The 21,248-nt window shown below is 69.5% G+C and carries 20 protein-coding genes; 18 read left to right on the top strand and 2 right to left on the bottom strand.

The features are described from left to right. Nucleotides 1-92: 92 nt before the first annotated feature. Together ACYU96_RS08430 and ACYU96_RS08425 are read left to right on the top strand one after the other, a co-directional pair. A complete protein-coding gene (locus tag ACYU96_RS08430) occupies nucleotides 93-608 on the top strand; it encodes a hypothetical protein (RefSeq protein WP_460751557.1) in 516 nt (171 codons plus the stop codon). Continuing rightward, complete coding sequence (locus ACYU96_RS08425; protein WP_460751554.1) at nucleotides 608-2,053, top strand: ATP-binding protein; 1,446 nt, start codon at nucleotides 608-610, stop codon at nucleotides 2,051-2,053. Before ACYU96_RS08430 ends, ACYU96_RS08425 begins: the two co-directional genes overlap by 1 nt. Nucleotides 2,054-2,094: 41 nt before the next feature. On the opposite strand, the gene ACYU96_RS08420 is transcribed toward ACYU96_RS08425, so the two are convergent. After that, complete coding sequence (locus tag ACYU96_RS08420; RefSeq protein ID WP_460751551.1) at nucleotides 2,095-2,601, bottom strand: hypothetical protein; 507 nt, start codon at nucleotides 2,599-2,601, stop codon at nucleotides 2,095-2,097. A 235-nt stretch (nucleotides 2,602-2,836) separates the two neighbouring features. On the opposite strand from ACYU96_RS08420, the gene ACYU96_RS08415 reads away from it, so the two are divergent. From ACYU96_RS08415 to ACYU96_RS08355, 13 genes are all read left to right on the top strand, one after another. Further along, a complete protein-coding gene (locus ACYU96_RS08415) occupies nucleotides 2,837-3,613 on the top strand; it encodes a hypothetical protein (protein ID WP_460751548.1) in 777 nt (258 codons plus the stop codon). Continuing rightward, nucleotides 3,594-3,821 carry a hypothetical protein gene (locus tag ACYU96_RS08410; protein WP_460751546.1) on the top strand — a complete coding sequence of 76 codons (228 nt, stop codon included), beginning with the start codon at nucleotides 3,594-3,596 and terminating at the stop codon, nucleotides 3,819-3,821. The genes ACYU96_RS08415 and ACYU96_RS08410 overlap by 20 nt, the downstream gene beginning before the upstream one ends. Nucleotides 3,822-3,839: 18 nt before the next feature. Then, nucleotides 3,840-4,874, top strand: coding sequence for a DNA-processing protein DprA (dprA, locus tag ACYU96_RS08405; RefSeq protein ID WP_460751543.1), 1,035 nt, complete (start codon nucleotides 3,840-3,842; stop codon nucleotides 4,872-4,874). A gap of 508 nt (nucleotides 4,875-5,382) precedes the next feature. After that, the gene (locus tag ACYU96_RS08400; RefSeq protein ID WP_460751540.1) at nucleotides 5,383-5,700 is read left to right on the top strand and encodes a hypothetical protein; all 318 of its coding nucleotides are present in this window, start codon (nucleotides 5,383-5,385) and stop codon (nucleotides 5,698-5,700) included. Between the two features lie 3 nt (nucleotides 5,701-5,703). Continuing rightward, complete coding sequence (locus ACYU96_RS08395) at nucleotides 5,704-7,140, top strand: hypothetical protein (protein WP_460751537.1); 1,437 nt, start codon at nucleotides 5,704-5,706, stop codon at nucleotides 7,138-7,140. A gap of 553 nt (nucleotides 7,141-7,693) precedes the next feature. Further along, nucleotides 7,694-8,410: an ArdC family protein gene (locus ACYU96_RS08390; RefSeq protein WP_460751534.1), complete on the top strand. Its 717-nt coding sequence runs from the start codon at nucleotides 7,694-7,696 to the stop codon at nucleotides 8,408-8,410. Nucleotides 8,411-8,528: 118 nt separating this feature from the next. Next, on the top strand, nucleotides 8,529-9,698 hold the full coding sequence (locus tag ACYU96_RS08385) for a tyrosine-type recombinase/integrase (RefSeq protein WP_460751531.1): 1,170 nt from the start codon (nucleotides 8,529-8,531) through the stop codon (nucleotides 9,696-9,698). Beyond that, the gene (locus ACYU96_RS08380) at nucleotides 9,695-12,178 is read left to right on the top strand and encodes a tyrosine-type recombinase/integrase (protein ID WP_460751529.1); all 2,484 of its coding nucleotides are present in this window, start codon (nucleotides 9,695-9,697) and stop codon (nucleotides 12,176-12,178) included. The genes ACYU96_RS08385 and ACYU96_RS08380 overlap by 4 nt, the downstream gene beginning before the upstream one ends. Before the next feature lie 122 nt (nucleotides 12,179-12,300). After that, nucleotides 12,301-13,134: a hypothetical protein gene (locus tag ACYU96_RS08375; RefSeq protein ID WP_460751526.1), complete on the top strand. Its 834-nt coding sequence runs from the start codon at nucleotides 12,301-12,303 to the stop codon at nucleotides 13,132-13,134. 137 nt (nucleotides 13,135-13,271) lie between these two features. Continuing rightward, nucleotides 13,272-14,378, top strand: a complete 1,107-nt coding sequence (locus ACYU96_RS08370) for an ArdC-like ssDNA-binding domain-containing protein (protein WP_460751524.1) — start codon at nucleotides 13,272-13,274, stop codon at nucleotides 14,376-14,378. Further along, a complete protein-coding gene (locus tag ACYU96_RS08365; protein ID WP_460751522.1) occupies nucleotides 14,375-14,866 on the top strand; it encodes a hypothetical protein in 492 nt (163 codons plus the stop codon). The genes ACYU96_RS08370 and ACYU96_RS08365 overlap by 4 nt, the downstream gene beginning before the upstream one ends. Further along, complete coding sequence (locus tag ACYU96_RS08360; RefSeq protein ID WP_460751520.1) at nucleotides 14,863-15,543, top strand: hypothetical protein; 681 nt, start codon at nucleotides 14,863-14,865, stop codon at nucleotides 15,541-15,543. Before ACYU96_RS08365 ends, ACYU96_RS08360 begins: the two co-directional genes overlap by 4 nt. A gap of 6 nt (nucleotides 15,544-15,549) precedes the next feature. Next, nucleotides 15,550-17,376, top strand: a complete 1,827-nt coding sequence (locus ACYU96_RS08355) for a type IV secretory system conjugative DNA transfer family protein (protein ID WP_460751517.1) — start codon at nucleotides 15,550-15,552, stop codon at nucleotides 17,374-17,376. A 138-nt stretch (nucleotides 17,377-17,514) separates the two neighbouring features. Here ACYU96_RS08355 and ACYU96_RS08350 read toward each other — a convergent pair whose 3' ends face one another. Then, on the bottom strand, nucleotides 17,515-18,459 hold the full coding sequence (locus ACYU96_RS08350; RefSeq protein ID WP_460751514.1) for a hypothetical protein: 945 nt from the start codon (nucleotides 18,457-18,459) through the stop codon (nucleotides 17,515-17,517). Nucleotides 18,460-18,815: 356 nt separating this feature from the next. Here ACYU96_RS08350 and ACYU96_RS08345 point away from each other — a divergent pair, with 356 nt between their 5' ends. From ACYU96_RS08345 to ACYU96_RS08335, 3 genes are read left to right on the top strand one after another with little or no spacing between them, the layout of a single operon-like run. Next, nucleotides 18,816-19,202: a hypothetical protein gene (locus tag ACYU96_RS08345; RefSeq protein ID WP_460751511.1), complete on the top strand. Its 387-nt coding sequence runs from the start codon at nucleotides 18,816-18,818 to the stop codon at nucleotides 19,200-19,202. Beyond that, nucleotides 19,199-20,008, top strand: a complete 810-nt coding sequence (locus tag ACYU96_RS08340) for a polysaccharide deacetylase family protein (RefSeq protein WP_460751509.1) — start codon at nucleotides 19,199-19,201, stop codon at nucleotides 20,006-20,008. The genes ACYU96_RS08345 and ACYU96_RS08340 overlap by 4 nt, the downstream gene beginning before the upstream one ends. Further along, nucleotides 20,008-21,132: a hypothetical protein gene (locus tag ACYU96_RS08335; RefSeq protein WP_460751506.1), complete on the top strand. Its 1,125-nt coding sequence runs from the start codon at nucleotides 20,008-20,010 to the stop codon at nucleotides 21,130-21,132. The genes ACYU96_RS08340 and ACYU96_RS08335 overlap by 1 nt, the downstream gene beginning before the upstream one ends. Nucleotides 21,133-21,248 lie beyond the last annotated feature (116 nt).

Below are 21,248 nucleotides of genomic sequence, written 5' to 3'. Positions count from 1 at the left end.
CCGTCAGCGAACCGGCGACCTCACGCCCCCGGACTGTGACCGTCAGCGCACACCTACACGCCGAACAACCTCACGACGAAGGAGGCGACGGCATGACCATCGACAGCGACCATCGCAGGGCGGCAGACGACGCTTACCAGGCCGCTCGCAGGCTGACCCACACCACGATCCGGTTCGACCATGCCGAAGATCCCGACGACGGAATCCGACAGCGCCCGGAGTACCCGCAGGAGACCTACCAGGTCCTCGGAAACGTGCTTGCCGTGCTTCGGTGCCTGCACCAGGTCGTCCAGCAGGTCGAGGCCTGCCAGCACCGCAGCGTCGCCCGAGCCACGGACATCGATCACGACCCTGCCACTGGCCGAGAGCTGACGGCCGCCGCACACGGCCACCTGCGCGACGCGATCTTCGCGATCGACCGCGCGCACGCCCAGCTCGACCTCGCACGCGGCGCCACCTCGGCGATCGTCTGGCAGCCGTCCACTCCGACCACACCCGCACGGCAGGAGGGCGCCCGACTCGGGCCTGACACGATCAGCGACGACTCCCCGGCCCGTGCCACCAGTACCCGTGCCAGGTTCGTCGGCACCGACAGGCCGAGCCCGTGATGGACAAGGAACGGATACACATCGCCGCGCTGATCACTCCGGCCCACGAGTCCCCCAGCACACGCCGCAACCGCCGCCGAGACCTCAAAGCCCTCCGATCCCAGGCCGCCGCCCAGACGCCGGCGAAGACCGCACCGGAGCGACCTCACGTCCTGCCACGTCAAGGCGAGCCGGGACCTGCCGCCCTACGCTCACCGATCGGACTGCGGGTGCCCAAGCACCAGGACACGTCAGCCACCTGGGCGGCTGCCTACCCCTTCCTCGCCGGCGCAGGCATCGGAACCAGCGGCGTGTTCGTCGGACAGGACACCGGCTCCGGGGCGTCGTTCACGTTCGACCCGTGGGTGCTCTACCAGCAAGGTCGCATCACCGCGCCGAACGTCGTCGTCGCCGGCATCGTCGGGGCCGGGAAGTCCGCCCTCGCCAAATCCCTGTATCTGCGCAGCCTCGCCTTCGGACGCCGCGTCTACGTCCCCTGCGACCCCAAAGGCGAACACACCGCCATCGCCGAAGCCGTCGGCGGCCACGCGATCCAGCTCGGCCCAGGACTGCCAGCCCGGCTCAACCCCCTCGATCCCGGCCCGCGACCCTCACCGCTGTCCGACGGCGAGTGGTCGGTACAGGTCCGAGCCCGGCGACGCGGCCTGCTCGGCGCGCTCGCCGAGACAACACTCGGACGAACACTGTCACCGGTGGAGCACACCACGATCGACGTCGCTCTCGCAGCGGCCGTGCACTCGTCCGATGGCGTGCCAGTCCTCCCCGCGGTCGTCGACCGACTCCTGGCGCCGGCCCGCACCGAAGACCCGGACGGGCGGCTGGCCGAGGACGGCCGCCCCGTCGCGCACGCACTGCGACGCCTGGTCGCCGGAGATCTGGCAGGCATGTTCGACGGCCCGTCGACCGTCGAGTTCGACCCGCGCCTGCCCATGATGTCCCTGGACCTCTCGCGCGTCTCGGAGAACACCACCGCCATGAGCATCCTGATGACCTGCGCCTCGGCATGGATGGAGTCAGCCCTGGCCGACCCCGGCAGCGGGCAGCGCTGGGTCGTGTACGACGAGGCATGGCGGCTGATGGCCCACCCGGCACTACTGCGCCGAATGGACGCGCACTGGCGCCTGGCCCGCCACTACGGCATCGCCAACCTGCTCGTCTTCCACAAACTCACCGACCTCGACAACATCGGCGACGCCGGCTCCGCCACCCGAGCACTGGCAACCTCCCTGCTCGCCAACGCCGAGACCAGAATCATCTACCGGCAGGAGACCGACCAGCTCGGCCCCACCGCCACCGCACTCGGACTCACCACAGCAGAGACCGCCCGGCTGCCGTACCTCGGCCTCGGACAAGGGCTGTGGAAGATCCGCAACGACGCCGCGATCGTGCAACACCAGCTCCACGACGTAGAGGCGGAACTGTTCGAGAACGGGCGGATGGGCTGACAACGGCTCTGGCCGACGGGCTGTGATGCGCAGGCTGTGGTCTACGCGGAATCGCCCTGGGCCTTCGAACTGTTCTCCGCCAGTGTTTCCCGGGCTTCAGCGGTGGCTGCCGCCGTGAAGGGCTCCGCCTTCGCCGTCAGCGCGTCGGCGAGTCCGCGGGCCGCAAGGTACCCGATCAATGCGATGCCCGTGAGCAGCAGCCCGACCGCGCCGGTCCGTAGCGCACCGGCAGGTGGGAACGCGAGTGCCATGACAGCTATGACCTCGCACAGGAGCCCGAACCAGATCACGCCTTGCATCCATATGCGCGTCAGATGGCCCCAACGCCCCCAGTTCCGGGCGAGCATCTTCATGGCCGCTACCGGCCTCCGGGGCGCCTCATCCCGGTGAGCATCCAACCAGTCCACAACGAGAGCGGCGGTCTCCGGGGCAGCTCGCGCCTCGCCCACAGCGCGAGAAGCAGTCTTGGTCTCCAGAGCGACGACGATGAGCAGCGCAGGAATGATCTGCGCGCAGGTGCCGTAGAAGCCGGAAAGGTCGGGACTCACCTGCGCAAACGTAGCCGCAGAACAGGCAACTTGCAGCGTCTGTGCCATATCAGCGCCACGGTCGGCGCTCCGTCGGTTGACCCACTGCTGTGGTCGGCCCGGCAGGACGGCCAACACGCTGAACCGGGCATGACCAACCTCGCAGCCCAGGAGCCCTCGGCAACGCCTGGAATCGCCCGCACACCTTCTTCCCGACCCCGTACTGAGGCGGAGGCACCCGAGGAAGGAGCCGGTCATGCCCACCGAGGACGAACTCGACCAGGCCGACGTCGAAGCGATGGAGCGTCACGATCGGTACGCCGCCTATGCGGGGAACACGCTCGTGGCGGAGAAGCTGTGGGGCGCCCTGCGCGGACTGGGGGTGGTCCGGGGCCGGATGCTCGTCATCGGTGACCATGCCGCCGTCCATGCCGGCATCCTCACGACGAGCACATCGACGTCCAGTTACGAGGAGTGGGTCGCCGCGGTCCCTCCCGCCGATCGCAAGGGGAGGTACCCGTGGCCGCACGACATGATCCAGCGTCGTGAGTTCACCGACACCGCCCCGCGCCAGCACGACGTCGCTATCGCCAACCTCCCGTTCAGCGACCTGCACCTGCGCTCCGAGCGGGTCAGGGCGCAGCTGCTGAGGATCCAGCACCGGGACGTCGCACGGCTGATCGCACACACGTTTCCGGGTGGGGTCATCGCTGTCATCGCCTCACGCCATGTGCTCGACAACCCCGATCCGGTGCGTCGAGAAGCGTTCCTGGAAGAGGCGGACTTCCTCGGAGCGGTCCGGCTGCCGGCTACCGCGTTCCGTCCAGACCTGGACGTTCACCATGCGGAGGCGTCCGACCTGCTGCTCTGGCGGCGGCGCCTGCCGGGCGAGGCGCTCCGCTCTCCGGAGATCCTCGGCCGGACACCGGTACCGGTGCCGGGCGGGGTGGAGTACGTCAACGACGTATTTCGGGTTCGACTACCCCGAGCACGTGGCCGGGACCGTCGGTGTGGTGGCCGACGCCGAGGGTGAGGGCACTCGGTACCTGGTCCGGTGCGACGACGAGCCGTTCGACGTCGTGCTGCGCGTGGTCCTGTCACGGATCGTGTCCCAGGCCCACACGTTCGGGCTCACCGCCGTGTCGGCGTCCTGGCAGCCACCCGGCACCCGCCTCGCTCCGGAGGCGGACTGGCCGCGCCGGACGCTGCCCTCGTCGGACACCTCGTCACCCGGCCTGTGAACGGAAGGAGGCGTGACCATGGACGCGAACGCACTGACCGAGATCGTCGCCGACGAGCGCACGGCGAGAGTGCTGCTGGCGCTGACCGCCGAACCCGCACACGAGACTACGGGGCGGCTGATCGCCGACCTCGGACCGACCGAGACGGCCCGGATCGTGCTGACGGGGAACGTGCCGGCGGGGGTGGACACGGATGTCGTGCATGCGTGGCGGCATGCAGTCGGCGAGGGCATGACGATGCCGCGTCTGGTGCACGCGGCCGAACAAACACGGCCGGCCGGCATGGAGGTCCTGATCCCGGGCGATCCTGGCTGGCCCACCGGGCTGGACGATCTGGGGCACCGTGCGCCACCCGCGCTGTGGGTCAAGGGCGACGTCCTGGCGCTGGATGGCCCGCTCACGGATCGGATCGCGATCGTGGGCTCCCGGGCGGCCACCGAGTACGGCGAGAAGGTCGGCCGGGAGCTGGCGAACGATCTTGCCCTGCGCGGTAGACGGATCGTGTCGGGAGGTGCCTACGGCATCGACGCGGCAGCCCACCGCGGAGCCCTGGCGGCAGATCGGGTCACGATCGCTGTGCTGCCCGGCGGGCTCGACCACCCGTACCCGACCGGCCACCATCATGTGTTCGCCGCCATCATCCGCAACGGCGGTGCACTGGTCAGTGAGCGCCCGCCCGGCACGCGCGTTGGGCGCGCTACGTTCCTGGCCCGCAACCGCCTGATCGTCGCGCTGACCGGCGCGACGGTGGTGGTCGAGACCGCGTATCGGAGCGGGGCCATGCATGCTGCTTCCCAGGCTCTTGCCCTCGGGCGCCCGCTGGGCGCAGTGCCGGGCCCGATCACCAGCGTCTCCAGCGGCGGCGTGCACGAGCTCTTGAAGAAAGGTCGTACCGGCGTGATCACTGGTGCCTTCGACGTCGTCCACCTCCTCGAACCGCACTCCGTAATCTCTGCTGCGCCGGAGCCCGCGCGCAGCATCGAGGCCACGCACGCCCCTGTGGCCGGGACTCACCACGAACCTTCCAAGGGGCCGGAGGGGCCGTCGCTGTAGTCGGCAGGACGACGATCGTGAACGGCGCCAACCGGTATGGGCCGACAGCTGCCTTCAGCCTGTCCGGGTCCTGGGACGGCATGCTCAGGAGCGTCCCCTGGCTTGGCGGGCACAGCTTCAGCACCGTGATCCACGCGACCCAGGAATTCGAGGACGGTCTCCGCACCAGGCAGATCGTGGCGCGTGGTAATCCGTCGGCGAGCGTGAACCGGCGCCGTCGAAGCCGGCTTGGTCGACCACCGACAGCGCGTCACCTGAACACGGCGACGGCAGGGCCGCACCTTGTGTTCAGGACCTGGCACGTGCGTCGTCATCGGACATCAGGCCCGAGGAATACCCGGAGCGGCGATCGGCACAACCGCCGTCGTCGGACAGGACGCCGACCGCAGCATGTGCACGACGTGCCCTTTCCACAGGGGCCGGCCGACGTCCCACACCGGGGCCTCGGCTGAGCGGGGAATCTCGATCTGATCAACAGCCGACACAGAAAGCGCAGAAGGAGTACGACATGGAAGCGCGGGAGATGAACGCTTGGGCTCAGGCCCGTGCCTGGGTCGGTGCCCTGTGCGAGGGCGCGCCGGACCTGGTCGCGCGGCTGGCCTACATGGACGTCGAGCTGGACGTTGACGCCCTGCTCGACCCGATGGACCTCCCGCCGGCCGCCGACATCCAGGACACCGACCGGCGAGCCACGTATCGCTGTGCGTACGACGCGCTCACCACCCTGGCAGCGCACGGCGTGGACCAGATGACGATCGGCCTGGTGGTCGACTCGCTCGAGCGCGCCTGGGAAACCGAGCAGGCTTCCCAGGGCGGGGCGGGCTGAGCGATGACCTACGGCTCGGTCACCCACGAACTGCGCGAGAGGCTCGGGCGGCTGCTGTACTACCGATCCGCCCGCTCCTGGTTCGGCGCCGCGCACCCGACGCGCAACGACCAGACACCGGCCAAGACACCCGAGCAGCAGGCAGAGCTCAGCCACCTGGTGCAGAAGTACCGGTACGAAGTCCTGGCGCATCTCGAACACACCGCCCGTCTGCTCGTGGACCCCACCGGGGACGGCCGTTCCCGGATGCCGTCCGAGCTCCGCCAGCTGTCGGCGCGTCTGACCAGGACCGTGGAGACCACACCCGGCGAGCGGCCCACCGCTGAAGAGCTGGGCACGGCGTCCGACCTGCCGCTGGTGGAGGCTTGGCGGGGGGCGGCCGTGGCGGTCGTGGTCGAGCGCGAGTTCGTCGATCCGGCCGCCACGTTCGAAGACCTGTCCCAGTCCGAGCGCGTCACGGCGTTCAAGGACACCGCGGACCTGACTCGCGCCCTGGTCATCCTGGACGACCGGTACGACCTCGTGCCCGAGTGGCGCCACCTGGGTGACTACCATCAGCGCCGCGCGAACCCGCCCGAACGCTCCACCTACAACACCGGTCTGAACAACGCCGCCGGGCGCGCCTCACGGTTCCTCGCCTCGCAGTGGCAGAGCTTCGCCGTCGACAACCGTGGTCACAGCACCCGCCGCTACCACGGCCCGGCGACCTACACGCCCACCGTGGCCGGAGCCCTGCGCGCGCTGCACGACTCGCTCCTCAAGCTCGACAAGTTCCCCCACGCCCAGGCCCTGCGCACGCTGCTACGCGTCCAGTACGAGATCTCCGCCCACGGCGCCGCGCTGCGAGCTACCCTCACCCGCCGCCGCGGCGCACCGGACTACTTCACCGAGCGGGCCGCGGTCTACTGGCGGCTGACACGAGCCACGAAGAACATCAGCGGCAAGCTCGGAAGATCCGCCGGCGAAGCACTGCAGACCTCGCGCAAGGCAGCAGAGATCCTCAAGGACGTCGACGACGTCAGCCGCGACGAACTCCGCGAGATCCAGCGTGTCCTGACCGGCATCGACCGGCAGATCGCCCGCATCATCCACACCGGCGCGCACACCGCCGCCTACGTCGCATGCCAGCGCAAGGTGATCGACGCCACCGCCCGCGCCGGTGTCCGCAAGGCGCGCCCCGTCTGGGAACGGATCGACGTCACCACGCCCCCGGGACTGCTGGACGCTACCGCCGTCCTGGACGACCTCGCCCAGCGGTCCACGCCCAGACCCACACCACCCAGGATGGGGAACCGGCCAGCGTTCACCGCACTCGTGCAGGAAGAATCCCTACCCCGCCTCAAGCGCGTGCACACCACGTCACGGGAGAACCCGGGCATCCCCCCAGCACCGCGACTGCAGTCCTCTCCCGGGCACCAGCCACTGATCGATGGCCCCTAGCACCACGCGAGCACCCCGCGGGGAGTCACCGAGTCTGTCCGATAACACCGTGTGTACTCCTCCGCACACGGCTCGGCCTGATCCTCGAACCAGGCACGCGGCATGTTGCGGATGGCATGAGGGCCGCCGCATGGACGATGTCACCGAGACGACCCCGGGCGCACCTTCCTTGACATGAAGGCTGAACGCCAACCTGATCGCAACACTCCTGGGACCGGTGGGACCGCACCACCTCACCCATCCAAGGACGCCACGCACCGCCGGATCACGCTCTCGCTGCCAGCGGTCCCCTCCTGGCTCGGCGCCGCCGTCGCCAACACGCGACTCCTGGAAATGGCCTTGATCGTCTGGATCACGATGTGCCTCGCAGAAGTTGGCGTGATGCTTCTGCTCCTCCAGTTCGCCGCATTCGACGGCGCCGTCAGGCAAGACCTCGTCCACCTCGTACACGGTGAGACAACGGTTGGACCTGCCCCGCTCGATGGCGAACGCGAGGAGCCGTAGGCCATGACGGCAGCAGCACACCTGTCTCCCAGAACCCTGGGAGGCCGGTATGCGCAAGGACACCCGCAGCCCTGAGCAGAAGGTCGCGGACCGCCAAGCAAAGCTCGATGCGCTGCACGAGAGGCTGACCGACGCTGTGCAGTCGCTGGTCAGCGGGCAGGACTGGCAGCGGGCGATGGCGTTCGCCGCGAAGTTCCGCAGGTACAGCTTCGGCAACTGCATGCTGCTCTACACCCAGAGTCTGGCCGCGTACGAGGCCGGCCTGCTGCCGCAGCCGTTCCCGCGCTACGTGGCCGGATACCGGGCGTGGCAGTCACTGGGCCGCCAAGTTCGTGCCGGCTCACGAGGGTTCCAGATCCTCGCACCGACCACCGAGCGCGTGGCCGTGGCCGACGACGGCACCTCCCGCCGCCTCGACAAGGGTGAGATGCCCGCCCCCGGGGAGACGGTGACGACACGGATGGTGGGTGTGCGTCCGACGACGGTCTTCCCGGCCGAGTTCACCGACGGTGACGCCCCGATCCCCGACACACCCGCACCGCGGTTCCTGCAGGGCGAGGCACCGCCCGGGCTGTGGGAGGGGCTTGCGACCCTGGTCCAGGCGAAGGGCTTCACGCTCGACGACGTCGCGACCGCCGCCGAGATCGGCGGGGCGAACGGGGTCACGATGTGGGGCCCGGACAAGATCTTCGTCCGCGCCGACATGGAGCCCTTGGCACGGGTGAAGACGCTGAGCCACGACCTGTTGACCGCACCAAGCGGGTAGTGGACCTGGGGTTTCGTTGTCTCGATGCTGAGACGCCACGCCGATGGGTCCCGCGTTGCTCGTGTCGCGGTGGTTCTGTGCTGGGGTCTGCTCCACGACGACGTGGAGGAGGAGGCTGATGGGCGAGAGGTCTGGGTTCACGGTGCGGGACGTGGCCTCGCTGGAGGTCGTAGCGGTCGGGCGGGTGGTGCTCCCCGACGGCGACCCGTCGTGCACGGAGCTGCTCGACGGTGCCGGCGAGCCCGTGCGGGAGGTGGGGCAGTTCCTCGCCTCGATGCTGGCGTCGGGCGCGAGCCCGGGGTCACTGCGTTCGTACGCGATGGACCTGTTGCGCTGGTGGCGGTTCTTGGCCGCGGTGCAGGTGCCCTGGCGGCGCGCGGGGCGGGTCGAGGCGCGTGACTTCGTGCTGTGGATGCGTCTGGTCGGCCCGTCGGGCCGGGCGGGCGGCTATGCTCCGGCGACGATCAACCACGCGCTTGCGGCGGTCAAGGCGTTCTACGAAGACCGGGAGCGGGCTGGGGACGGCCCGCTGGTGAACCCGGTCCCATCCGCCGGGCACCGGCAGGGCCGGCCGGTCGAGGCTCATCACAATCCGATGGAGCCGTTCCGCGGGGGCCGGCGGGCGCCGTTGCGGCAGAAGCAGCCGCGGCTGGTGCCGAGGTACTTGTCGGACGAGCGGTTCGACGCGTTGTTCGCGGCGATGGTCTGTGACCGGGACCGGGCGCTGCTGGCGTTCTACGTGTCGACCGGTGCGCGGGCCTCGGAGCTGCTCAGGGCGACGGTGGACATGGTTGATCCGGGTTCCCAGCGCATCGCGGTGCGCCGCAAGGGTTCGGGCAGGGTGCAGTGGTTGCCGGCCTCGCCGGACGCGTTCGTGTGGTTGCGGCTCTATGACCAGCAGGCGCGGCGTCCGGCGGGTGAGACGGCGTTGTGGCTGACTCGCCGGGCGCCGGTGCGGCCGCTGACCTATCCCGCGGCGCGGCGGATGCTGCAGCGCGCGAACGACGCGCTGGGGACGAGGTGGGCGTTGCACGATCTGCGGCACACCGCGGCCCAGCGGATGGTCGACGACCCGGGGCTGTCACTCTCGGACGTGCAGTGGGTTCTGGGGCACGAGAACCTGACCACGACCCAGCAGTACCTGCGCCCGCGAGAGGAAGAGGTCGTCGGGCGCGTGCTGGCCCATCACCGCGGGCTCGTCGAGCGGCCAGCACCAGCGCCGATGCCGGTCGACGGGGCGGGCTATTCGCCCGAGGTGCTGGACCTGCTGCTGGGAGGGGCGTCGTGACCGGCAGGGTGGACCCGGTCGCCCACCAGCGGGCTGCCCTGCCGTCGAAGAAGGTCCCGACCGGGTACGGCGCGATCCGCCCTAAGGCGCCCACCCCGACCGTGCCGACCCCGGCGATCGCCCGCCCCACGGTGTGGCCTGCCTCGCAGATGAGCTACGAGGAAGTCATCGCCGCGGTGGAGGACCTCGAGCGCGGCCAGACCCCGAGCTCGGGTGAGTACCGGCGGCGGATCAGCGGCGTGGAACAGCTCCTGAACTGGCTGCTGACGTTCCCCGGCGAGTCGTGGCAGCAGCGGTGGCACGCGTCGGGCGTCGACAACGCCGGCAAGGCGTGGACCGACCTGGTCGCCGCGGGCGGGAACCAGTCCACCCGGCGCGCGACAGTCACCGGGGCGGCCGGGCGCCTGATCCTGCTGGACGTGATCCGCCCCGACTGGTCGTGGCTGTATGCGGCCGTCGCCGCCAAGGCCGTATTCGACCGGTACCGGCAGTTGCACGACCCTGAGGGGTTCGCGCTGATGGACCGTCTGTGCCGCCAGAACGACCGGCTGCAGTCGACCGACGCCGCGTTCGCGATCCGGCAGCTGACCCGGATGGTGATGCACAACGGCGGTCGGCTGGCCGATATCACGATGGCGGACTGCATCGAGGGGTACCGCGCCCAGGGAGTCAACAGCGCGACGCGGCAGCACTCGCACTGGTACACCCTGCTGATCGAAGCGGGCATCCTGCCCGCGGACAGCCCCGTCACGATTGTGATCGCCTCCCGCCGGGGGCAGTTCACCATCGAGGAGATGGTCGACCGCTACGACGTGAAGTGCACCCCGGTGCGCGACCTGCTGGTCGACTACCTGCACGAACGGTCCGCTGGGATGGACTACAACTCGATGCGGTACCTGGCCAGCAAACTGGTGCTACTTTTCTGGTGCGACCTGGAGATCCACGAGCCGGGCATCAACTCCCTGCACCTGAGCGACGACGTCGCGCGCCGGTGGAAGGCACGAGTGCACGGCGAGGTTCGCTACGGAGCCAACCGGATCGGCAAGAAGCGCGAAGACCCGTACACGATCCTGATGGCGGTACGCGCGTTCTACGCGGACCTGTCGCACTGGGCGCTGGAAGACCCTGCACGCTGGGCCAGATGGGCGACGCCATCACCGATCGACTCCCGGGACCTGGCCGGGATGAACAAGGTCCTCAAGCAGACCCGGTCCCGCATGCACCAACGCATCCGCGAGCTCGCACCACTGCTGCCGCGCCTCGTGAACGCCGCCGCGAGGCGCAAGACGGTCGCGGCGGACCTCCTGGCCGCAGCCCGCGAAGTCGGCCCGGGCCAGGAGTTCACCGTCGCGGGGCAGACGCTTCGACGAGCCGTCCAGGTGACCGACCCCGAACAGGGCGGGACAGGGCGACAGGGCGTGGTCCGCGCAGCGGCTGCCGACGCGCCCGAGGCAGCTTCGTCTGGTGAAGTGCTGCGGAACCTGACCTTGGAGGCCGACCGGGCGTTCTGGACGTGGGCGCTGATCGAGGTCTTCCGGCACACCGGCGCCCGGATCGAGGAGGTCCTGGAGATCACCCACCGCTCGTTCGTGTCCTACCGGCTGCCAGCGACCGGGGAGGTGATCCCGATGCTGCAGATCACCCCGTCCAAGACCGACAAGGAGCGCCTGATCGTGATCAGCCCCGCGTTGGCCGCCGTGTTCGCCGAGACCATCTCCCGGGTCAGAGGCAGCGCCGAGCACATCCCCTTGGTCAGCCGGTACGACTCGGCCGAGCGGGTCCATTCACCCAGGCTGCCGTTCCTGTTCCAACGACGCTGGGGACTGCGCGACCATGAGATGACCAAGTCCTACGTCACCGGGCTGCTCGACGAGCTCGTCCTGGCGGAGAAAATCGACAACGTCGATGGCACCCCGGCACGGTTCAGCCCGCACGACTTCCGGCGCATCTTCGCCACCGAGGCCGTCGCCTCGGGTCTGCCGGTCCACATCACCGCCAAGATCCTGGGGCACGAGTCCATCGCCACGACCCAGACCTACATCGCGGTCTACGACCAGGACGTGATCGACCACCACCGCGCGTTCATCGCCCGGCGCCGCGCGCTACGACCCGCCGAGGAGTACCGCGAACCGACCGACTCCGAGTGGGACGAGTTCCTCGGCCACTTCGCCCAGCGCAAGCTCGAGCTCGGCACCTGCGGGCGCGCCTACGGGACCGGATGCCAGCACGAGCACGCCTGCATCCGCTGCCCGATGTTGCGCCCCGACCCCGCCCAGCACCAGCGCCTCGAGACAATCATCGAGAGTCTGGACGAACGCATCGCCGAGGCCGTCGAACGCGGCTGGCACGGCGAGGTCGACGGGCTACGCACCAGCCGCGCGGCAGCCGAGCAGAAGCTCGTCCAGATGCAGCGCACCGCGACCAACCTCGGGATGCCGATCGTCCGCGGCGCTTCGCGGTCCACGACCGGTTCCTCATAGACACCGGCGACGCTGGTGCCCTCGTTGGCAGAAGGAAGCCTGGCCTGGTGGATCGCGGGACAACGGCAGCCACTCGCCCTAGCATTTCCACTGCCAGGTCAATCGGGACGGAGAGGACAGTCGTGGCGAACATGCCTGTGGTCGAGACGAGTGAGCCCGGTAGGTCGTGCCTTCTGTGCGGGTCGATCGACGACCCCACCGATGAGCACATCGTGCCGCAGACCCTGTGGAACGAGTGGGGCCTCGACCCCAACAGCGCCGGCCTCGCCCGCTACCGGTGCACGCTGTGCCGGAAGCACAACGGCGCTCTGTCCGCGCTGCACAGCAGGCCGGAGATGAAGGATCTGATCGTCCACGGCGGCCCTGTCAACAAGCGGACGCTGCGCCAGTTCGCGGACTGGGCCGTCTGGGTGACGATGGAACTCGGCCTCGCCCGGGGCACCGGAGTCCTTGACGAGGCCATGGCCCGGAAGCTTCTGCTCGACCACGCGGACGGCGGTGTCGGAGGGCCACCCGCAGGGATGCGTGTCTACGCAGCGCTCGTTGACGAGCAGCCGGCCACCGCGGTTGCGGTACCGAAGTTCGAGATCGCTGTGAAAGGCGACGACCGGATCTCGTACGACGAGTCCGGTGAGCCGAGCGGCTTCTCCGTTCGCGAGGGACGCATCAAAGTGGCTGAGTCCATCGTCGTCGGCCACCTCGCCGTGATCGTCCTCGGCCGGACGCTCGGTTCTGGCCCGGATCATCGCCGGCGCCTGGACGCGGCCGCCGCCGTAGCTGGCCTGGCCCCCGTACACCCGCTGCCCAACGGCAAGGCGACTCTGAGCGTACTGAAGGTACCCATGAGCGCACTGAACGACGTGTTCGTACCGCCTGGACTCGGATCCGACACGTCGCTCTTGCCCAAACAGATCCGGGCGGTCATGGAACTGTTCGACCTGTCAGCGGCGCCCTGACCTGCTACACCTCGCTGAACACGAGGGCTGCCCATGATGCTCACCGCACGGGGCAGCCCTTGGCCGGTATACAGACCGGCCGCCGGACACGGCGTAACTGACGTACCTACCTCCCACAGGACCTGTGGGAGGGCCAGATGCGCAGGAACAGCCGCACGCTCGAAGAGAAGACAGCCGACCGTAACGCCAAGCTTGACGCCCTGCACGACAAGCTGACCGCCGCGGTCGAGCAGCTCGTCACCGGTGATGACTGGCGGCGCGCCCTGAGGTTCGCCGCGCGGTTCCGCTCCCGGTCGTTCAACAACACCCTGCTGATCTGGGTCCAGCACACCACCGCGCACGACCAAGGCATCGTGGCCGCTCCAGCGCCGACCTACGTCGCCGGGTTCCAGCAGTGGCGCGCGCTGGGGCGCCACGTCATGAAAGGCCAGCCCGGCTACCAGATCCTGGCCCCGGTCACCGCCCGCATGGCCGGCCGCGACGACGACCCCGCCTCCTGGCACCGCCTGGCCAAAGGGCAGAAACCCGAACCCGGCGAAGTCGTCAGGACCCGGATGATCGGGGTCCGACCCGCCTACGTCTGGGACATCTGTCAGACCGACGGCGCCCCGATCCCCGAACCACCACCCGTCCAGCTTCCCGCAGGGCAGGCGCCACCCGGCCTCTGGGACGGTCTGGCCGCCCAGGTCGACGCGCTCGGCTACCACCTGCGCATGGTCCCCGACACGGCCGCGCTCGACGGCGCCGACGGCCGCACGACCTACGCCACACGCCTTGTCGAGATCAGCTCCGACCTCGGACCCGGCGCCCAAGCCGCCGTCCTGGCCCATGAGCTCGCCCACGCCATGCTCCACGCACCCGGCCACGACACCGCCCCCGAGGACGGCACCACCCCCGCACCCGGTACCGAAGGCCGATCCCCGCACCGCGGAATCCGAGAGGTCGAAGCCGACTCCGTCGCCTACATGGTCGCCGCCGCCCACGGCCTCGACCTGACTGGCTCGACCGTGCCCTACGTCTCCGGATGGGCCGCCACCGTTCCCAGCAACGACCCGATCCAGACCATCCAGAACACCGCGGCGCGCGTCCGGACCACCGCCCTGACGATCCTCGACCGCCTCGATACCCACCAGATCCCTGACGGCGCACCACCAGCCCCGGCACCACGTCCTCCCTCCGCCGCGAGCCCTTCGACCGAACCGACCATCAGCCCAGCCCAACCGGCCGAAGGAATCTCGCTATGACAACGACGACCTCGCTCCGCTGGTGCAGAAAAGAGGCCGGCCACCTGTACGGGCACGCACCAGGCGACCCTGATGTACCCGCCCACAACGGGATCGCAGAGATCGAGGCCGAGTCCGTCGCGGCGTTCATCCTGGCGGCTCACGGTGTCGACTCCTCGGACTACACCGTCCCGTACGTGGCGACGTGGGCCTCGCGCGTGAAAGATGGCGACCCGGTCACCGTCGTTCAGCGGACCGCCGCGCGGGTGCGGACGATCGCGTTGCAGATCCTGGAAGGCCTGGACACGCAGCAGGTGTCCGACGGCGACCCGCCTGGTCTGGACCGCTCCACGGGACGCGAGCCCCCGCGCCGCTCTGAAGGCCGCAGCGCGCCATCCCCGTCGCCGGCCGCGTCGTCACGGGCGCCGGCGACTGGTGAGGAACTGACGCGTCGAAGGCTGCCCCCGGCACAGGATTCCCCTTCCCGCATCGAAGGGATCGGTCGATGAGCGCGGCTACCGAGGTGGTGATGAATGTCGACGACGACGGCCACGTCACCGTGATGGTCGACGAGAACCCGTGGATCCCGCCGGCACCAGGCGATGTCCTCCCAGAAGCGCAGATGGGCCGCTCGGATGTGCCGTGGATCCTGGACCGGCTCCTGGCCGAGCACGGCGGGCCCTTGCACGTCGTGCTGCACGACGGTGACCAGGTCTTCTCCGACACGGTCACCCGTGACCGACTCGCCTACCTGGGTCCTCGGCCGACGGACCACCAGAAGCCAGCGGCCAGGCCAACGGCCACGCCCGCCGACGTACCGGCACGCCCGCCCGAAAGCCTGGTGCGCCCATCAGCAGGTTGGTTCGAGGCCGGCGGCTACACCCCCGGCGAGCAGGTCGCCGTCGCAGTGATCGTCACCCGGCTGAGCGCCGACGAGCACGGAGGCATCGGGTTCACGCTGCCCGCGGCGCTGCGGGCGATGGTGGGAGACGTCGTCGCGATCGGCGAGGACTCCCGGGAGATCTACATCGACCAAGCCGACCGCCAACCGGTGACCCTGCGCGCGATCCGCGACGCCCTCAACAGCCCCACTCCCTCCAGCCCGACGTCGCGTCCGCAGGCGGGGCTGGACGACCTGAACCAGGGCTTCCGCCGACCGACCGGTGGCCCGGACCCGTCGAGGTGACCCGCAATGACGACGAACACCACCCGCGCCGGCGGGGACGACCTGACCAACCTCGCCTTCATGGGCCTGGCCGCCCTGCTGACGCTGTCGGCCGTGCTACGCGTGGCGGCGAACGCGGCCGCGTTCCTCACCGGCCGCCCTCTGCCCGACGGCGGTCCAGCCACTGGACTGAAGGTCCTGACCGACCCTGCCCACCCCGGCACGGTACTCGGCGACACCGGCCTGAACGCCTTCGTGTACTGGATCACCGTCGTCGTCCTGCTGTCCGCGGGCGGGACCACGGTGTGGTTCGTGTGGCGGATGGTGGGCCGGTTGCGGACACCGTCGGCCCGCCGAGACGTTCGGGCCGGGCTGGCCTCCACGTCGGACTTCGCGCGCACCGGGTCCCGCCGCGCGCTGGTGAAGCGCTCGACGACGCTGCGCCCGTCGCTGGACCAGGCGGCCCCGGCCGACGTCGGCTACCTGCTGGGCCACGCACGCGGACGAGAGCTGTGGGCATCGGTCGAGGACTCGATGCTCATCCTCGGCCCACCGCGGTCGGGCAAAGGCCTGCACCTGGTCATCAACATGATCCTCGACGCCCCCGGCGCCGTCGTGACGACCTCGACCCGACCCGACACCCTGGCCGTCACGATCGCGGCACGCCAGCAGCAGGCAGGGCCGGTGGCGGTGTTCGACCCGCAAGGACTTGCAGGCGACGTCGGGGCCGGGCTGCGCTGGTCACCGATCCGCGGCTGCGAGACACCGCGGCGCGCCATGGTCCGCGCCGCAGGTCTGGCCAAGGAGACCGGGCTGGGCGGCAAGGGCGTGGAGAACGGCGGCTTCTGGGAGAACACGACCCGAGGCGCACTGCAGGCCATGCTCCACGCCGCAGCCCTTGCCGGGCGCACGCCCAAGGACCTGTACCTGTGGTCGCTCTCGCCGGCCGCTGCGCAGGACGCCGTCTCCATCCTGCGCGCACACCCCGCCGCGGCACACGGGTGGGGCGACGGGCTGGACGGCATGATCAATGGCGACCCGCGCACCCGCGACAGCCTCTGGATGGGCGTCGGACAGGCCCTGTCCTGCCTCGCAGACCCCGCCGTCCTCGACGCCGTCAGCCCCGACCCGGAAGAAGTATTCGACCCCGAGCAGTTCCTGCGCCGCCGCGGCACGCTGTACCTGCTCGCCACCGGATCCGGGGCGTCCGCCTCCAGCGCCCTGGTCGCCGCCCTCATCGAGGACATCACCGAAACCGCCCGGCGTCTTGCCGCCCGATCCCCGGGACAGCGACTGGACCCGCCGCTGCTGCTCGCGTTGGACGAGATCGGGAACATCACCCCGCTGCCCTCCCTGCGCTTCCTGATGGCCGACGGCGGCGGCACCGGCATCACCACCGTCCCCGTCTTCCAGTCACTCGCCCAGGCACGCGACCAGTGGGGAGCAGAATCCGCAGCAGCGATCTGGGACTCGTCCATCGCCAAGGTCGTCCTCGGCGGCACCTCCTCGGCGTCGGACCTGCGGGACCTGTCCGCGCTGCTGGGCGAGAAGGACGAGACCACCGACTCGCTCACCATCGGTCACGACGGATCCCGCTCGGTCCAGCGGTCGCTTCGCCGGGTGCCGGTGTTGCCGCCTGAGGCGATCCGCACCCTCCCGTTCGGCACCGGACTCATCCTGCTGCGCTCAGCACCGCCGATCATGGCCCGCCTACGGCCGTGGACCAAGCGTGCGGACTCGGCCCAGCTTTCCGCCGGGCGGACTACGTTCGAGACCCAGCCCCATTCGCATGCCGACGACGTCGACACAACCGTGCCCTTCGGACACGATCAACCCGAGGACGGTAGCCAGTGATGAGGTGCGCCGAGGGACACAGCAGGTGGTCGTGGATGTCTGCTCCCACGGGTCCGGGATAGCCGCCATCGATCTCCGGCTCGTCTCTTCCGGTCGGTGACCGATATGCGCTGCGGGCAATTGCTAGAGCACTGCCGGTTACTCGTTGGGGCACTGCTCCGGGCCGAAGCCCATCTCGATGAGTGTCTGCGCCGGCAGCCCATTGGAGGTCTGCGCGGCGCACGGGCCAGTAAGCGGGTTGGCAATTTCCCACTCGGCGAACTTCCCGGCGGCCTCCAGGTCGTGGTTGAGGGCCGACTGTTCCTCGGGCGCGAACGTCAGATAATCCTCCACGGTCAGGTCCCCGACGCCGGACTCCTCCTCGGCGAGAGCTTCCAGTTCGGCTCGCGAGAAGCAGACGTCGTCCACGTAGACGCATGGGGTGCCGTCGAGCGCAACTTCTTCGTCAGTGTCACGCTCGGCGGCTGTGGAGGCGACGTAAACCTGACTGGAAGTGGATTCCCAGTCGCTCTCGGCGATCCGCCAGTACCCGCCCTCAGCGTCTCCTGCGTTCACCTCCAGGTAGATGCTGCCTTCACCGGTGGCGTTGGTGTACAGGTCTCCGACCGCCTCAAGGGTGTCCATGTCAGACCCCGTGTACGTGTTCCCGTCGGCAGAGACGTAGTCGAACGTGATCGCGTAGGCAGGGTCCTCGCTGGTGTTGCCCGTGTACGTGGCCGTGATCGGGACGGCGATGTAGACGTTGCCCTCCTCGGGCGAGACAGCCAACGGACTGAGATCGCAATCGCACTCCTCGACCTCGGCATCCACCACGGCCTGGGTGGCATCGGGGTCGGTCTCGCCGAAGGTGAGCTTCCAGTCGCCGAACTCGAAGGCTTCGCCGGGCACGAACGGATCAGAGCGGAACGTGCCCTTCACTGGCTTCGGCGTCTCGGACAACCCCGGCTCAGCAGAAGGTTCAGTCTCCTGAGCGAAGCCGGTGGACTGGCTCGACTCGGGCTCGGGGTCATCAGCGGTACATGCCGACAGACCGGCAGCCAGGGCTGCCGCGGTCAGCGCTGCAGCGAGCGTCTTGGTACCCATGACGTCCCTATAGGGGTTTGTGCTGGCGACGTAGCGGCAGCCAGCCCGACTGTTCATCGCGAGGCCACGCACCACAGGTTCCGAGTGCGGCACTGGTCTCCAGGAACTGCTCATGGTCTGCGGCTGACGCGGAACTGAAGACATCCTCCAGAAGGCAGTTGGGGTACGGCACGCAGGTGTCCCCTTGACGGTACGTGGGGGCCGAGCCGCATGCATGTCGAGCTCTCGTCGCCACTCCCTACCGGGAGTGAACTCCCCTCGGCAGTGCCGTAGCGCCGATCGCCCGGCGCTGGGGTCACACCTGAGATGCAGGAGCGCCGACCGAAGACCGGTGCGTGATCGTCAGGAGTATCTCCATGCCCCTCATCCCCACGTCCACGAGCCTGGCTGGACACCCGGCCGGCAACCCGCGGCTGCAGAAGTCCGCCGACAGGTCCCGGGAGAATAAACCCCCGGTCGCAGTCGACCTGGTCGGGGTCGACGACCTCACCGAGGTGATGCATCACTGCTTCCGGTTCGGTGACTGGTCTCCGGCCTCCGGGCGCCTCCAGACGAGGTGGGACGGTTCCTGGTCGTTCACCGTGCGCCGGATCGGGCACGACGCCGTCCACGTGGACCACACCGCCCGCCGTACTCGCACGAAAGCCGCTTACCGCCGATCCGAAGGCGACGTGCTCGGCAACGGGCTGATCGTCGCTGGGCGCATCCTGCCCGACGACGCCCACAACGGCGCGACGGCGTGAACGGGACCATCATGGACGAGAACCTGAACCCGAACCATGAGCCCGATCCCGAGGCTTCGCACGCGGCCGTCTCGGATGCCGAGAGTCTCTTGGACGCCTACCTGGCGAACGCCTTCGCACTGCCCGCCGATGTGGCAGCCCTGCACGACGACGGCGAGGGCGACGAGGAGTTCGACGAAGACGACCTCGTGGATGTCTCCGTCAGCCCACTCGCCGACGGTCGCGCACGTGAAGAACGCGCTGGAGCGTCCTCGGCCTCCGGGCCGTTCGACGCGGGCGTACCGCTGCAGCCGATGAACCTGCGTGCCCTGACCTCCACCGAGGCGGAGATCTACTGGCCGGTGCTGGACGACTGGGTTATTTGGCTGCGTCGCGAGTACGGTCTCGCTATCACGCACGTCCCGCCGCTGTGGCACCGACACGCCGAGCTGCGGTGGGAGCTGTCCGCCCTGCACAGCGCGTGGCTCGCCTCCTACCACCCCGACGCGTCCGCCCTGGCACCGGCGGCCTGGCACCGCGAGCTGGCCGAGTCTCTGCGTCGCCTGCACGACTGGGTCGCCCAGTCCGGCACCACCCTGACCCAGGACCGCCCGACCAGCGTGACACTCTGGCCAGGCGAGCCCGGTTTCGGTGCCGCCGAGACCTGGCAGAACACCGCCCGGCCCGCGCCCATCACCGACCGAGCCGCGGACTTCGATGCCTGGCTCGCTGACGACCTCGCAGCCCGCCGCACCGTGGAAGCCCGGGTGCGCGCGTCGCTTCCCACCCTGAGCGGGCAACCCCTGTCCAGCAGGGAGCGGTCGTGATGTTCGACGACGACCTCGAACGCGCCCTGGACCGGGCCTACGGCCACGACGAGCACGCCAAAGCGGCCATGCGGGCGGACGTGGTCGCGATGCATGACCACGACACCATGGACGCCACACTCGCCCACGAGCTGATCGCCCGCAACACGTGGGCCGCGCTCCGCACCCTGGGGATCTCAGGCGGACGCATGTTGGTGCTGGGACAGGACGCCGAGCTGTTCGCCGGCCTACCGGCCACCGAACGCCGCCTGCACCCCGGTGACCGTGCCGGGTTCACCGCACGCATCCCAACCACCACCCCGCCACGGGCGGGTACAGCACCCCACCCGAACCTGCACCTGCACGCCTGGCAGCACGACCAGAGCAAGGACCAGCACGACGTCGTGATCGCCGTGCCCGGATACGCCGACGTCGCCCTGCGCCGCACCAAGGCCCTGACCGACCGACGCGCCGAGCAGATCCTCGGACTCATCGACTGTCTGGCGAACACCGAACCGGGCGGTTACACGGCCGGCCTGGTCTCCCACGACGTGCTCGACGACGCGGACGTCGAAAGTCGCCGCCTTCTGACCGAGCTCGGTGAGCTCGTCGGCGCGCTGCGCCTGCCCTCAGGCGCACTGCGCGACCATCCGGGCAACGACGCCGTCGTGGACCTGATCATCCTGCGCCGCCACGACGGCACACCCGTCCAGCCACACCAGTTCCTGCCCGCACCGGTGCGAGTCCTGCACGGAGAGCAGGTCCGCGTGAACCAGTACTTCCTCGACCATCCCCAGCACATCCTGGGCCGGCTCGACACACGCACCAGCCCGTGGGGACCGCCCGAGCCTGTCGTGCACCCCAAGGGCCCTGGCATGGACCAGGAGCTGACCGCCGGGCTCGCCACGATCACCTCCTACGCACACCGCGCCGGTCTCACCGCCGCAACCGAGCAGTGCCTCGACCTGGACACGCCCATCGACTACACGCTCGTCCACGAGCACGACCTCGACGCCGTCCGACGACGGATCCAGACGCTGCGCACCTCCAGGAATCGTCCGGCGACCGAACGCCCGCCAGCCCGGCCTGGAGGCTCGGACCTGAGCGGCCCTCGCCGCGACGACGGTACCGGTCCTCACCTGTGAGGTCGTGACCGCGTGGTGCGGCCACGCACGAAACTCTGCAGCGACGTCAACACGGAGGTGGCGGCATGGGCGCCAAACCGCGGCCCACCACGCTCGGGACCGCTCTCGGACTTACC

The organism is Myceligenerans cantabricum, from assembly GCF_054777735.1.
Note: the sequence above shows the minus strand (reverse complement) of the source record. Positions and strands in the feature narration are given on the sequence as shown.

Excerpts from the sequence above, each read along its gene's own strand:
- ACYU96_RS08370 (WP_460751524.1), top strand. The coding sequence starts at position 13,272 with ATGCGCAGGAACAGCCGCACGCTCGAAGAGAAGACAGCCGACCGTAAC.
- ACYU96_RS08350 (WP_460751514.1), bottom strand. The coding sequence starts at position 18,459 with ATGGGTACCAAGACGCTCGCTGCAGCGCTGACCGCGGCAGCCCTGGCT.
- ACYU96_RS08360 (WP_460751520.1), top strand. The coding sequence starts at position 14,863 with ATGAGCGCGGCTACCGAGGTGGTGATGAATGTCGACGACGACGGCCAC.
- ACYU96_RS08425 (WP_460751554.1), top strand. The coding sequence starts at position 608 with ATGGACAAGGAACGGATACACATCGCCGCGCTGATCACTCCGGCCCAC.
- ACYU96_RS08355 (WP_460751517.1), top strand. The coding sequence starts at position 15,550 with ATGACGACGAACACCACCCGCGCCGGCGGGGACGACCTGACCAACCTC.
- dprA (WP_460751543.1), top strand. The coding sequence starts at position 3,840 with ATGGACGCGAACGCACTGACCGAGATCGTCGCCGACGAGCGCACGGCG.
- ACYU96_RS08390 (WP_460751534.1), top strand. The coding sequence starts at position 7,694 with ATGCGCAAGGACACCCGCAGCCCTGAGCAGAAGGTCGCGGACCGCCAA.
- ACYU96_RS08345 (WP_460751511.1), top strand. The coding sequence starts at position 18,816 with ATGCCCCTCATCCCCACGTCCACGAGCCTGGCTGGACACCCGGCCGGC.
- ACYU96_RS08385 (WP_460751531.1), top strand. The coding sequence starts at position 8,529 with ATGGGCGAGAGGTCTGGGTTCACGGTGCGGGACGTGGCCTCGCTGGAG.
- ACYU96_RS08415 (WP_460751548.1), top strand. The coding sequence starts at position 2,837 with ATGCCCACCGAGGACGAACTCGACCAGGCCGACGTCGAAGCGATGGAG.
- ACYU96_RS08400 (WP_460751540.1), top strand. The coding sequence starts at position 5,383 with ATGGAAGCGCGGGAGATGAACGCTTGGGCTCAGGCCCGTGCCTGGGTC.
- ACYU96_RS08335 (WP_460751506.1), top strand. The coding sequence starts at position 20,008 with ATGTTCGACGACGACCTCGAACGCGCCCTGGACCGGGCCTACGGCCAC.
- ACYU96_RS08365 (WP_460751522.1), top strand. The coding sequence starts at position 14,375 with ATGACAACGACGACCTCGCTCCGCTGGTGCAGAAAAGAGGCCGGCCAC.
- ACYU96_RS08430 (WP_460751557.1), top strand. The coding sequence starts at position 93 with ATGACCATCGACAGCGACCATCGCAGGGCGGCAGACGACGCTTACCAG.
- ACYU96_RS08395 (WP_460751537.1), top strand. The coding sequence starts at position 5,704 with ATGACCTACGGCTCGGTCACCCACGAACTGCGCGAGAGGCTCGGGCGG.